The 13,507-nt window shown below is 36.7% G+C and carries 14 protein-coding genes; 8 read left to right on the forward strand and 6 right to left on the reverse strand.

What is annotated here, in order from left to right:
- The 5 genes from B5D55_RS11570 to B5D55_RS11575 form a co-directional block, all read left to right on the forward strand.
- Window positions 1-189 (forward strand): hypothetical protein (locus tag B5D55_RS11570; RefSeq protein ID WP_159446153.1); only part of this gene is annotated, 189 nt, incomplete at its 5' end.
- A 133-nt stretch (window positions 190-322) separates the two neighbouring features.
- A complete protein-coding gene (locus B5D55_RS04515) occupies window positions 323-1,243 on the forward strand; it encodes a GNAT family N-acetyltransferase (protein WP_078932808.1) in 921 nt (306 codons plus the stop codon).
- Between the two features lie 290 nt (window positions 1,244-1,533).
- A complete protein-coding gene (locus B5D55_RS04520) occupies window positions 1,534-1,992 on the forward strand; it encodes a GNAT family N-acetyltransferase (RefSeq protein WP_078932809.1) in 459 nt (152 codons plus the stop codon).
- Window positions 1,993-2,054: 62 nt separating this feature from the next.
- Entirely contained in the window at window positions 2,055-2,564 is a 510-nt protein-coding gene (locus tag B5D55_RS04525; RefSeq protein WP_078932810.1) for an NUDIX hydrolase, read from the forward strand.
- Window positions 2,552-2,710 (forward strand): helix-turn-helix domain-containing protein, encoded by a 159-nt coding sequence (locus tag B5D55_RS11575; protein ID WP_159446154.1) that lies wholly within the window; start codon window positions 2,552-2,554, stop codon window positions 2,708-2,710. The genes B5D55_RS04525 and B5D55_RS11575 overlap by 13 nt, the downstream gene beginning before the upstream one ends.
- A 148-nt stretch (window positions 2,711-2,858) precedes the next feature.
- Here the strand turns inward: B5D55_RS11575 and B5D55_RS04530 are convergent, their stop codons facing one another.
- From B5D55_RS04530 to B5D55_RS11685, 5 genes are read right to left on the reverse strand one after another with little or no spacing between them, the layout of a single operon-like run.
- Complete coding sequence (locus tag B5D55_RS04530; RefSeq protein ID WP_078932811.1) at window positions 2,859-4,187, reverse strand: LlaJI family restriction endonuclease; 1,329 nt, start codon at window positions 4,185-4,187, stop codon at window positions 2,859-2,861.
- Between the two features lie 8 nt (window positions 4,188-4,195).
- The gene (locus B5D55_RS04535) at window positions 4,196-5,344 is read right to left on the reverse strand and encodes an McrB family protein (protein ID WP_078932812.1); all 1,149 of its coding nucleotides are present in this window, start codon (window positions 5,342-5,344) and stop codon (window positions 4,196-4,198) included.
- A complete protein-coding gene (locus B5D55_RS04540) occupies window positions 5,341-6,018 on the reverse strand; it encodes a hypothetical protein (protein WP_078932813.1) in 678 nt (225 codons plus the stop codon). Before B5D55_RS04540 ends, B5D55_RS04535 begins: the two co-directional genes overlap by 4 nt.
- Window positions 6,015-6,722, reverse strand: coding sequence for a DNA-methyltransferase (locus B5D55_RS11680; RefSeq protein WP_200805279.1), 708 nt, complete (start codon window positions 6,720-6,722; stop codon window positions 6,015-6,017). The genes B5D55_RS04540 and B5D55_RS11680 overlap by 4 nt, the downstream gene beginning before the upstream one ends.
- The gene (locus tag B5D55_RS11685) at window positions 6,715-7,788 is read right to left on the reverse strand and encodes a DNA cytosine methyltransferase (protein ID WP_200805287.1); all 1,074 of its coding nucleotides are present in this window, start codon (window positions 7,786-7,788) and stop codon (window positions 6,715-6,717) included. Before B5D55_RS11685 ends, B5D55_RS11680 begins: the two co-directional genes overlap by 8 nt.
- A gap of 245 nt (window positions 7,789-8,033) precedes the next feature.
- On the opposite strand from B5D55_RS11685, the gene B5D55_RS04550 reads away from it, so the two are divergent.
- The 3 genes from B5D55_RS04550 to B5D55_RS04565 all read left to right on the forward strand — a co-directional run bounded on the left by B5D55_RS04550 (window position 8,034) and on the right by B5D55_RS04565 (window position 12,549).
- On the forward strand, window positions 8,034-8,672 hold the full coding sequence (locus tag B5D55_RS04550; protein ID WP_078932814.1) for a master DNA invertase Mpi family serine-type recombinase: 639 nt from the start codon (window positions 8,034-8,036) through the stop codon (window positions 8,670-8,672).
- Window positions 8,673-9,190: 518 nt separating this feature from the next.
- The gene (locus B5D55_RS04560) at window positions 9,191-12,148 is read left to right on the forward strand and encodes a DUF3427 domain-containing protein (protein WP_078932816.1); all 2,958 of its coding nucleotides are present in this window, start codon (window positions 9,191-9,193) and stop codon (window positions 12,146-12,148) included.
- On the forward strand, window positions 12,145-12,549 hold the full coding sequence (locus B5D55_RS04565) for a (deoxy)nucleoside triphosphate pyrophosphohydrolase (RefSeq protein WP_078932817.1): 405 nt from the start codon (window positions 12,145-12,147) through the stop codon (window positions 12,547-12,549). Before B5D55_RS04560 ends, B5D55_RS04565 begins: the two co-directional genes overlap by 4 nt.
- A gap of 42 nt (window positions 12,550-12,591) precedes the next feature.
- Here B5D55_RS04565 and B5D55_RS04570 read toward each other — a convergent pair whose 3' ends face one another.
- A complete protein-coding gene (locus B5D55_RS04570; protein WP_078932818.1) occupies window positions 12,592-13,506 on the reverse strand; it encodes a helix-turn-helix transcriptional regulator in 915 nt (304 codons plus the stop codon).
- Between the last annotated feature and the right edge of the window lies 1 nt (window position 13,507).

The following is a 13,507-nucleotide window of genomic DNA, read 5'->3' on the forward strand; positions in this document are numbered from 1 at the left end:
GCAAGAACTTTTTATCTGCTTAAAGGAGACGGAAGTTCTGATGAGGGTAAATCTGAAGAAGAAATGGCAATCATAAGGCAGCGGGAAAAACTTCTGAAAAAATACTTGGTTCTTCATGGAGTTACAGAGGAAGAACTCAAACCATATTCAGAAATAATCGAAGTCTGTCATAAGTGCGAAATGCTATAATTCAATTTATTTAGCCGGAAAATAAAATCTGAATTTTTAATCCGAATATTTATTACAATTTAGTAAAAAGTCACTCGATTGTTAAAACAATCTTCTGTCAAGAATCTTCTTGACTTTTTATGGGAGTGAATCTATGAAGATAATTGAATATTTTACAACAGAAAACAAAGAGCATTGGCTAAAAGAAATAAAAAAATGTGACTGGGAAGCAGGACAATATTTGCATCAGCTTTTAAGCGAAAACAGTTTAAAACAAAAACTTGGCGGAACGGCACTTGTTCTCCTGCTTGTGGATGAAGACAGGCTTGTTTCATTCTGCACTTTTGCACCAAAGGATGATATCCAGCCGACGGATTTATCACCATGGATTGGATTTTTGTATACATTTCCTGAATACAGGGGAAATAAATATGCAGGAATGCTTTTAGATTATGCCGAAAGTATAGCAACTGTAATGGAACGCGAATACATTTATATTTCTACAAATCATGATGGTCTATATGAAAAATACGGATTTGAATTTTATAAAACCGAAAAAGACATAAATGGAGAAGATTCAAGAATATACAGAAAAAATCTTGCATTAGAGGGACAAGAAAAGGACAGACGATATAATAACGGGGCAAAGTGGAAGGCAGAAATTGTAAAGGATGCAAGAAAAAACGTTGACATGACGGCCTATTGCGGATTTTCCTGTAATCACTGCTTTCTAGGAGAATGGTGCGGAGGATGCCGTTCAGTATTCAGCTGCTGTTCTTACGGAACATTTCATGAAAGCGGAAACTGCCCAAACATAGTTTGCTGTAAGGAAAAGAAAATCGACGGCTGTTATGAATGCAATGAATTGGCAGACTGCACAAAAGGATTCTATAAACCTGATAACGATGGAGCTTTTGCCTGCAAAGCACAGGCATTGTTCATAAAAAAATACGGAAAAGAAAAATTCCTTCAGGTTCATGACAACTTACACAAAGCCTATGACTTCAAAAAAACACAGGAAATATTGGGAAAAAGTGTTGAAGAAGGATTAAAGATATTGGAAAAAAATATGTAAAGCAATTGAATGTCAATCACATTTTTTTGCAAACAGAAAGAAATTTACCGGCTTACAGTTTTTACATAAAGTCAGGTTTTTCAGAACTGAAAGCTCATGCATCATTAGTAAAAATATTTGACTGAAAAACAATCCAGAATTTTTGAATCTGGCGCAGATAGATAACTTAAAATTTTATAGAGGAAAATCATCATGATGAAAAATCCAGAAGAAACAATTGGAAAAATTATTGATAATTCAGCCAACAGCAGAAGCAAAAGAACGGCTGTGGCAGGATTGCGATACTATCCATGAAACTTGAATTCAGAAAGGCTTCCCTTGCCGATGCAGAACAGCTGATAGAGATTTACAATGCTTCATTTTACGACGATTACATTAAATACGGTGAATGTCCTGCGTATGGAAAAACGAAAGAAGTAATGGAAAAATCCATTTTGGATTATCCGAAATTTCTTATACTGTGCAATGAAAGACCAGTTGGCTGTGTTTCCTGCAAAAAAAAGGAAAAGAAGATATACGAAATCGGCTGCCTGTGCGTAATCCCGGAATTTCAAGGCAAGGGAATAGGAACACAGGTAATTGAATTTGTAAAAGAGTTTTACAAAGACTGGGAAGAGTTCACTTTAATTACGCCAGCTGATAAACTTGAAAATGTAAAGTTTTATTCAGAAAAGTGCGGATTTAATATCGAGTCAACCGAAAAAGACGGAAATGTTAAAGTTGTTCGCTTAATTCTAGGAAAGTACTGATTTACACTTGAAGCGATTACTCAGTAGTTTCTGTCAAATTTGTATTTTATGAGGTGTTTATAATGAAAGAAAATATAAAATTTGATATGACAGTTCCATGCGGAAATGGTTTGTTAAACATTCGGGTTGGTGCAATCATCATGAAAAAAGATAAGATTCTTATGGTTGCAAACAGTAAAAATCCTGAGTATTTATATTCTGTTGGCGGAAGAATAAAGTTTGGAGAAACGGTTGAAGAAGCTGTGATTAGGGAAGTTTATGAAGAAACCGGGATTCAAATGGAAGTTGACAGATTAGGTTTTGTTCATGAAAATTATTTTTATGGAGATGTTGATTCTAATCTTGGAAAACTGATTTATGAGATTTCATTTTTCTTTTATATGAAAGTACCTGAAAATTTTGAACCAAAAAATCAGACTTTTGCAGAAGATGACCATAAAAAATACTTGCATTGGATTTCATTGGATTCGACAGTAAAGTATTATCCTGAATTTTTCAAAACGGAATTGAAACATCATCAAACAGCTGTAAAACATTTTGTTACTGATGGAAGAAATATTTGTACTGGATAACCCAGGCAAAAGAAAAAGCTCAAAATATCATAAAAACTGTTAATTTGAATATGGCTCTTGAAAATCAAAATATTACGACTGACGAAGCTGTTATGGACATGGCAAATGATTTTATCAACAATAATACAAAGCAAATCTGGGATTAGTTTGATTTAAAAACATTGGATAGAAACCAATAATTATTCTAATGGAAATGCAGATAATGGTGATTATTCAGATTTGATTGAATTCACTAAAGAAAGGAATAGATAATCTTCCTCATTTTGTGAAACTCAAAACTTAATAAAGTGTTGATTAATGCGCAATCCTCTGTGCAAGTTCACCAATTGCTTGAATGTTGTGGGCCTTGTGGGAGTGCATGAGCGTGCGAGTGTCCAAAAGGATGCCGTAGATTTTGTTGTAAGGTTTTTCTGTCTGTTCAGAATCCTGGGGCAGGGCGTAGTCTGCGGAAACAAAGCCGATGTTTTGGCTCTCGTTTACAAAGGCGGGCATGATAAATGCGTTGTAGATTTTTTGGGAATCGAGGTTTTGCTGAATGTCGGACGGCAGTTTGATTTTGTTTTTCGGGTTGGCAATATATTCGGCATAGGCCAGCTGCTTTACGACGCTTGCACTGTCCGGCAGGTGATTTGGATTTTTGGTTGCGCCGTACTGGTAATATTTTGAATCGAGCACAAATATTTTCTGTTCAGGTTTTCCGCGGTTTTGAATCATGATTGTGTCAGGGCGGAGGGAATTTCGCTTTTCGGAATTTCCAAACGAAAAATCAGCCTTGCTTCCGTTCAGCCGCCAGTAAACTTTCGGGTAGAATTTTTCCTTGTCCTTTTCGCCGTAAACAGAATCAACAAGCTGTTCCCAAATGTGATGAAAATTATTTGTCCCGAAAATAAAATTTTCTTTGTCCGCTGAACTGTCCAGATAAAGGATGATGTCGAGCATGTTCTTAAAAAGCAGAAGTTCGCTTTCGTTAAAAGTGTGGGCGATTTTTGCCTGCAGGATGGAAGTAAAAAAGTTTTTGTTAAACGCAATCGGCGGCTTTGCAGGCACAAAAGAAGAAAAAAGAAATCCCAATTTGCAAAAACTTTCATGCACGCAGAATTTGTGAATCAGCGTGATAAGTTCAGCTTCGTTGTGATTCGTTCGGTGCGTTATGAATTCCAAGTAGACCGCATTTTCATTTGCAATCTGGGGACGTACCTGTTTGATTGTTCGGCTCCAGGAGATTTTTCCGGAAGGTGCGCGTTTGTAAATCTGTTCTTTTGACCTGTAGTAACCGTGATTTAAAAAATCGTTGATTACAAAAAAATAAGCGTGAATCGGAAATGTTACCTGAGTAGATTTTAAGCGAACGTCTGTTTGATGCAATAATGATTCCGGCGTTCCGAAGGAAGAAAGAACGCTGATCAGGTTCAAAATATCAAGTCGGATTTGCCTGTCGTCTGCATTTTCAGATTTTGCATAGCCAACAGGAAAGTGAATTGAAAGTTTTCCATCAACAAAACGAAGACCGACGAATTTATCAACAAGACCTGTTTCTTCATCGCGGGAATTTTCCGCATCAAAATAAACACAAAGGTCAGAAAGAGAAACATTTTTATTTCGGACATCATTTGCTGAATTCATTAAAATCCTTACTGTTCAGAAGTTTCAGACTGCGATTCTGAATCTTGCGGAGTCGTGGTTTCGCTTTTTGATTCTGAATCCGGCTGAGTTGTCGAAAGAAAATCTTTTAATCCACAGTTTTCAGAAAAAACATCAAAACCTTTTTCAAAAAATCTTTTTTGCAGTTCTTCAAAATTCTTTATGTCGCTCTCAAAAATTTCCTGATGACAAAACTTGAATGCGTCATCCCAAAGATATTTAAGAACTTTGTTCGCAAACTTTTTTTCTTCAATGATACCGTTTTCAGCTTTGATGAACCAGCAGCCGAGCCGTTTGTCTTCCATGCTGGAAAGTCCGCCTTCATTTGACTTTTCGCCGATAATGCTGTTAATCTGAGTCTGAAAACCCTTCCAAGTGATGGACTGATTATTCACGGTGATTTTTGCATTCATTTGAGAAGAATCACTACATTGATTTTGAACAAGTTCCATTTCCCACCTTCGCTGGAAAGCGTTGTCCAAAGTAAAAACGTTCTGGTCGCTTGTATTCATAGTTGCAAACAGAGAAAGATTTGGCGGAAGGCGGATTCCAGTGTTGGCAGTCCAATTCAATTCCGGTACTGTTTTTCGGATTTCATAATTGATGTCATCGTTCATAATGCAATACGAACTCCAACCGTCTGAACCTCGGTCAAGAAGCTGAAAAATCTCACCAAAAATTGCAGCTGCATTTCCGCGGTTGATTTCTTCTATAATCAAATAATAAGGCTTTTCAGGATTTTTGAGTGCTGCAACAAGAATTCGAGTAAATGACCCCGGCTTGAAAGTGTACTTAACAGCATCGCCATCAACAACAGGCAGAATCTGTCCGACAAAATCTGCATTTGTATATTCAGGATGGAAAACAACGCGGATTTTCTGCTCGTCAGAAACGAATTTTGTCTTTTCATCGATTTTGCGAGATTTTCCGCTACCTGGCACACCGTAGTAGATGGTTTGGGTGGGGGCGTGGGTGGAGTAAGAGAGATTTTGATTGGAAGGTTCTTTTTTTTCAATTATGGATTCATCTTTTGTAAGAAGATTCTCTATTAAATCATCTTGTATAAGATCAATAAGTTCTTTTTTTGAAAAAAAATTTTTTCCTATAGTATAGAGTCCATTTGAAAATGTAAAGTTCATTTATCTACTCCTAGTTTTTTTAACATATCATTTAAATAATTTTGTCTTCTTACTGAAAAGAAACCTATTTCATCATTAAATTTTTTTAGAGATGAAGTTTTTATTCTAAATTGCGCATTACGGGCTTCTCCGTCATGCCTTTTATTAGGAGTAAGTTCAAATCCAACAGATTCGACAATGTCAGAAAAAGTTTGAAATGTATCTTCCGATAATTTATAATCAACAACAATTAAATGACTATTTGTATCCATTGAACCACGACCATCAAAAATCCCCTTTATAAAAAAGCGCTTATTTTCTATGCTTTCAAATTTTAGTTTTGATACAAGTTTATAAATTTTTTGAAAACTCACATTCTCATTCTCAGAACTGTCTTTCTCTATTAGAAGAGTAAATCCCCTTAAAGCTCCAGATAGATTTCCGAATTCTTCTGTTTGATTTGCTGTTATTTTGATTTTTTCAGATAATTTATAACTGCCAAGGAATTGTTTTATTTTTTTATGATGCTCTAATATATCCTCTTCAGAAATATGAGCTGCATTATGTCTAACTTGAGCTAATACATATCTATTACCATTAGCAGCTGTTTTTTCTGTATATAATGGAAATATCATACCAAGAAGAAATGCTTTTGCAGGTGACATCTCTAGATTTACAAATTCATCTAAAGTCATACTTCTAATCTCCTTTTTGCCATTTCAAAGTAGTTATTATCTTTTTCAATTCCGATAAATTTTCTATTTAATTCTTTACAAGCAACTCCGGTAGTTCCACTGCCCATAAATGGATCTAAAATCAATTGATTTTCGTTTGTATGAATAGATATGATTTCTTTCATTACAGAGAGAGATTTTTGTGTAGGATGTCCAACTTTTTCAGCTCCATTTACAACAGGAGCTGTATATAAACTGCGTAAATACGGTTTAGAAACGGTTTTGTTGAAAACCCATTTTGAATTTTTCTTTACTGCCCAGATTGCAAATTCCATATCTTGCACATAACGGCGATTAATATTTCGTGGCATCGGATTTGATTTTTGCCAAATCAAAATATCTTTTACTTCGCAATTTGATTCTTCTCCTTCAAGAACATCTGCAATATAACTTAAAAATCTATATGAGCAAAAAATTATAATTGAACCATTTTTGTCTAAAAGTTTTGTATATAAAGGAATCCAAGAAAATAAATCAAATTTTCCTCTATCCCATAACCCAAAATCTACACCTGTACGTGGTTTTTTCATTGTTGAGAAATTATTATTTTTAGAAATGTTATATGGAGGATCTGTAATTATATGATTTACAATAATACCAGCAGAAATGAGTTCATTTATTTTTGTATATGCATCATCATTGTAAATAATCATTGAATCAGACATTTTTGAATTCCTCCTTAATCTGTTCTGCAAGAGCTTTTGCTAAAAGTGGAGGAACTGCATTTCCAATTTGTTTACAAACAGAGCATTTATTTCCGTAAAAAATAAATGAATCTGGAAAACTTTGTATTCTGGCAGCTTCTCGTGGTGTTATTGAGCGATTTAATAAAGGATGTGAGTTTCTACCATTAGAAGGAGTATCAAATCTTGTATCAATTGTAGGAGAAGGAGAATCCCATTTTAATCTCGCCCAAGTTGTCGAAAATTGCTGCTTTCCATAAAGTTCTTTCGGCATGGAAGTCTTATCTCCTTCAGGAGGAATCATTTTTAGTTTTTCTAATGCAAAACTTGAATGATTTGTTGCTTTATGGTTATAAAGCATTTTGCTACCATTACGAATTTTCTGCTGGTATTCTGATTGTGAATCATTTTGATATTCTGAAATATCTGAGCCTTCACCAGAATCTAAATAAGCAAGGTCAGAAATAGCATCTCGAACTGTTGTTCTTGGTGCGTTATTTTGTTTTGGAACTGTTATTCTTTTATTAGATAGAGTTCCTATAATAATAGTTCTTTCCCTGGTTTGGGGAACACCAAAATTGTAGGCATTTACAATATCGTGATTTAATGTATATCCAAGATTTTCAAATTCTTCATATATTTGCCTGATGAAAAATCCATTCGCGGACGCAATAAGATTTTTAACATTTTCAATAATAAATACTTGAGGATGTAATTCTTTTACAATATTTACATATTCTCTAAAAAGAAAATTTCTCGGATCTTTTATTCCAAGATTTTTACCTTTTAAACTAAACCCCTGACAGGGAGGTCCTCCAATAACCATGTTTACATTTCGTTCTTTTGATTTTTGAATAATTGCTTGTTTTGTTTCAGAAGAACAAATATCTCCACAAATACAATAAGTATTTGGAAAATTTTTTTGAAATGTATTTATGACTTTCGGATCGAAATCTGTTGCAACTTCTGTTTGAAATCCTTCAACCATATCAAGACCACAAGAAAATCCCCCGGCTCCAGAAAATAAATCTAATACATGAAAATTAATCGGGGTCTTAGGGGCATCGCCCCTAGGAGAAGGGGTAGCGGAAGACGGTTCTCCGGCTGGAGCGAGGGGAAGGCTTTCCCCTCCTTTTGTACACTTTAAACGGTCGTTTTGGGTATCACTTTCTTACCCAACTTGCCCTTGCCTCTGTTACAAAATATGACGAACTTACACCAAGCTCCCTTGAAAAACTTGCTGCATTCCAAAAAATCTCCACAATCTTCCTTTTTTTTTTATATCTTTAAAATATGATTTATGGTTACATTCGGGTAAGTACGGACAAGCAGACTGTGGAAAATCAGCGGTTTGAAATCCTGGAATTTGCAAAACGCAATTCGCTTGTTCTTGACAGCTGGATTGAAGAAACTGTGAGCGGAACAATCAGGCCGGAAAATCGAGCGCTTGGAAAACTTCTTGATTCAATTCAAAAAGATGACCTGATTATCTGCTCGGAACTTTCGCGGCTTGGGCGCAGTCTTTTTATGATTATGTCAATCCTAAACAAACTGATGGAAAAAGGTGCACGAATCTGGACAATCAAGGACGGTTACAGGCTTGGCGATGACATTCAGTCAAAGGTGCTCGCTTTTGCATTCGGACTTTCGGCTGAAATTGAGCGTAACCTTATAAGCCAGCGGACAAAAGAAGCTCTTGAACGAAAAAAAGCCGAAGGTCAGAAACTCGGACGCCCCAAAGGAAGCACAACTGAAACTTCAAAACTGGACGGAGCAGAAATCGGTGCCACAATTATGATTATGCAGGGAATTTCTGTAAATCAGATGGCAAAACTGTACGGCGTCCACAGAAATACGGTAAAAAAGTTCATTGCGGCAAAACAGCTTGGTTCGCAGGAAAATATCGAGCAGATGCTGAAAATAATAGGGTAAAAACTGACGGATATGTTCTTTACATTTCGATGTATCGAAAATACCCGTTGAAAAAGTCATAATTCACAAAAATCAAAAAATATGCTATAAAAAAAATATGGAGGGAAACATTGCTTTCTTAAAAACAACTTTCTTCCATAATAATTATAGTAGGAAAAAATGTGCAATAAAAATATAAATAAAGAAGAAAAAAACATCACCAAAAACGACCGTTTAAAGTGATGCATTTAGGAAAAAAAATGGGTCATAAATGGACAGATAAGGAATGTATCGTGGTTTGCGAAGTTTTTAAGAGAGATTTTGTGGATTCTAGCAGTTCTCTTGTTAATGCTATCAGTTCAATAATGAAAGAATGTCCGGATTTGGAGAATGGTTCTGTTCGTATGAAAATATCAAATACCGTGCAATTATGTAAAGAGTTCTCTATAAGGCACACCTGTCAGATTTCAACGTTAAAAAACTATTCACAACAACATTTGAAAGCATTCAAAAAGGTTTTTGAAATTTAAGGTATCCACATGGAGTCAACTCAGTTCATCTATAACGGTCGTACTCGCAGTTTTTTTAATACGCTGGTTGAAAACTTAGAGCAGTGCAGTGAATTCAAAATCAGTGTGGCATTTATTACTTTTGGCGGGCTTCAGGTTTTGCTTGAAACTTTGCAGGTACTTTCTGAGCGCGGTATTCCTGGCGAGATTTTAACGACTACCTATCAGAACATGACGACTCCACAAGTTTTAAAGCGTCTTTCTGAATTTCCTAACATCAAGCTTAAGATTTATGTTCCGCCGACTCAGAACGACGGCTTCCATGCAAAAGGCTATCTTTTTCATAAATCAACTGACAGTAAAAGCAATGACCTGTGGACTGTAATAATCGGTTCTTCAAACATCACCGGTCGTGCTCTTAAAACAAATATCGAATGGAACGTGCTGCAGAATGAACCTGTGCAGGAAGCGCAGGAACCGGGAGTTTTTGCAAAATCCGTACTTGATGAATTTGAGCAGCTTTGGGAAAGTCCGTGGGCAAAAGAATATTCTGATGATTTTTTAATTTCGTACCGTGATTATCTTGCGCGGATTAAAAAGGATGTTCAGGCTAAAAAAGTCAATGAGCTTTTTACTTACGAGAGAGCTCAGGCAATCCAGCCGAACGAAATGCAGCAGGAAGCAATCGTAAAACTTGATAGGCTTCGAAAAACCGGCGCAAAAAGGGCACTTGCAATTGCAGCAACAGGAAGCGGAAAAACATATATGTCTGTTTTTGATGCTCTTCAGGTAAATCCAAAACGGTTGCTTTTTATCGTTCACCGTGAGGACATATTAAAAAAGGCAAAAGAATCTTTTGACACTATATGCGGAGCGGTTGGAAAAAATTATGTTTCCGGTTTTTATACAGGAAATCAAAAAGACGAAAATTGCACTTATCTTTTTGCAACTCGCGACACGATGAGCCGGCATTTTACGGAATTTGCTCCTGACACTTTTGACTACATCGTAATCGATGAAGCGCACCACGCTTCAAGCGACAGCTACCAGAAAATCATCTCGTATTTTAAGCCTGATTTTCTTCTAGGTCTGACGGCTACTCCTGAACGCAGTGACAGCGGCGACATTTACGCGCTTTTTGACAACAACATTGCTGTAGAAATCCGTCTGAGGCAGGCACTTGAATACAATCTGATTTGTCCTTTCCATTATTTTGGTCTTACTGATGCCGAAGGAATTGACTACACAAAAATCAAAGCGGAACCTGGCACATCTGAATATACCGAAGAAATTGCCAGAATGCTGATGGTAAGTCACAGAGTTGATTACATAATAGAAAAAATGAAATTTTACGGTCACGATGGTGAAAAAACAAAAGCTCTGGGATTTTGTCAGAACATAAAACACGCAAAATTTATGGCAAGTGAATTTTGTGCGCGTGGAATTCCTGCCGTAGCTCTTTCTAGTGAAGACAACAAGAGCATTGACGAGCGAATTGCTTTTACAAAACGTCTTGAAAACGATGATGACGAACTTAAGGTGATTTTTACGGTTGACCTGTTCAACGAAGGAATTGATATTCCGTCCGTAAACACGATTTTAATGCTTCGCCCGACGGAGTCTTCTATTATATTTATTCAGCAGCTTGGACGAGGATTGCGTAAACTTGCAGATAAAGAATTCGTTACGGTTCTTGATTTTATCGGAAACTACAACAAGTCATTTTTGATGGCGATTGCTTTGAACGGTAAGCAGAACTTTGACAAGGATTCGCTAAAAGTTGAAGTAGAAACAGATTTTGCCGATTTGCCAAACGGAACTTACATCCACATGGACAAAATTACAAAGCAGCAGATTCTTCATCAGCTTGAAAATGAGCGCTTTATGTCAATGAAGTATATGAAGGAATCCTACTTGAATTTTAAACACGTTTGTGGCGGAAAAATTCCTATGCTGATTGATTATTTAAAGCATGACGGAAGTGTTGACCCACTGCGTTTTTCTTCGTTCAATACGAATTACAAGACCTATCTTGAGTTTGCCGCTTTTATGGAAAAAGAGACTCACCCTGAACTTTCTGTTCTCTTGGAAAACGAAGCGTTTAAGCAGCTCATGCGTCTGTTCACTTTTTATACGCCTGCAAAACGAATTGAAGAATGGCTAATTGCAAATGAATTATTGAATGCTGAAAATTATTCGGTAAAAATTGATGATTTTATAAATAGAGCCCATAAGTTTCTTGATGAAGTTCATGCTGAAAATCTGATTCATGCAGCAGAAACTTTGAGCGGAAAATATTTTGATTCATCAGAACTTAAAAGATTTGAAAAGGCACTTCTTTCTTTTGACGGTAAGTCAGTTTCATTTAGCAGTGAAGTAAAATCCGCTCTGAAAAACGAAGAAAGTTGCCGTACTTGGTTCGAAGATTTGATTCAATATAATCTTCTTCGCTATCAGAACGAATTTGGCAGTGCCGATTATGGGCTTCCGTTCTTAAAGCTGTATTATGAATATTCAATGCGTGACACGGCACTTTTGTGCAATTACAAGAAGATTCATTCTTCGTTCCGCGGTCAGGGACTTCTGACTTCTGCAAAGCCAGATTATTTTATTTTTGTAAATCTTCATAAAAATGCCAACATCAAAGAGTCTATAAACTACAAAGATAAATTCATTACGCCTGGAGTTTTTCAGTGGCAGTCACCGAACAGTACAACGCAGGATTCGGAAGTAGGACAGAACATTATTTTTAGTTACAAGCGGGGAATAAACCTACATCTTTTTGTCCGTAAATTTGAAGAGGTAGAAGGTGTAACTCAGCCTTTTGTTTATCTTGGAAAAGTCGTGCCTTTTTCTGATACTGCTGAAGGCAACAAGCCTATTACAATTCATTTTGCCCTTGAAAATCCTGTGCCTGATGAATTATATTTGGATTTTACAACAAGGACTGATATGCTTGGGAAAAATAATCCGGAGATTGAATTATGAAACACATCACCGTAAGCGCCGCCATAATCGTGCGCACAAATCCGCAGACTCAAAAAAAAGAACTCTTTGCCACCCAGCGCGGCTACGGCGATTTTAAAGGCGGCTGGGAATTTCCCGGCGGAAAACTTGAACCTGGCGAATCACCGCAACAATGCATTGTCCGCGAAATCCGGGAAGAACTTGCCACTGTCGTAAAGGCAGAAAAAACTCTTGGGGTAGTGGAGTATGATTATCCGGCTTTTCATCTTACCATGCACTGCCTTTTGTGTTCAGTAGTTTCGGGCGACTTAAAGCTTTTGGAACACGAGGATGCAAAGTGGGTAACTGGAGAAAACCTTTATTCTCTGGACTGGCTTCCGGCGGACAGGCTGATTTTGGATAGGCTTCTTTCAATTTTATAATCTTTTATTATCTTTTGGGAATGTTTCAAATCCTTTGTTCTGCTAAAATTTTGCTGCCATTTTTTCTACTTCTTCTTTCAGTTGTTTTTTTATACTGTCGGGGCTTAGGATTTCAAGGCGGCTTCCAAAACTCAGTAGCCAGTCTGTGAGCCATGGCATTTTTGGAACTGAAAGGGTTAATATTTTGGAGAAAGGAGTGTCATCCTGAATACTGTCTGCACAAAAATCATCAAGTATTCTGTAAACATCCTGGCTATGCACCCTTAATTTGAGCGTAATTTTCGTGGTAGTGTCTTCGCGGTAACCGGAATAATCCATCTGAGTGGCATTTGAATTTATTTTCAGATCTGATTCTGACTTTTCGGAAAGGATTTCTACATTTTTCATTCGGCTTAGCTTAAAGAAGCGGTTTTCTTTCTTTTTCTCACACCACGCCCACAAATACCATGCCTGACCGCGAAAAACAATTTTCCATGGACATAGAATCCTGTTTGTGCAATTGCCGTTACTTGAATAGTAATCAAGACGAACCTTCCGTTCGCTTAGAACTGCGGTTTTTAATAGATTGAAAATATTTTTTATTTCAGTAAGTTTTGGATTCCAAGGGGCAAAATCAATTTCAATCCAGTCTGCATTTGCTTTTGTTAGGGATTTTAGTTTTGTTACTGCTGACTGTTTGTTTCCGCTGAGATTTTCAAGTGCCAGAACTCCAGCTAAAAGTTCAAGCTTTTCATCTTCTGTAAAAACAGTTTTGTCCAGAGCATATTTTTCCGAAACGCAGAGCCCACCTCCTTTGCCTTTGATTGCATAAATCGGAACGCCTGCAAGGTTCAGCGCATCAACCCAACGGTAAATCGTCCTTTGACTTACGCCAAAGTGTTCTGCCATTTCTGAGGCAGTAACCTGCTTTTTTTCCAGAAGAATGTAAGTTAATTCAAAAAGAGATTCGGTCTGCATT

This window comes from Treponema porcinum (genome assembly GCF_900167145.1).
Taxonomy (GTDB): domain Bacteria; phylum Spirochaetota; class Spirochaetia; order Treponematales; family Treponemataceae; genus Treponema_D; species Treponema_D porcinum.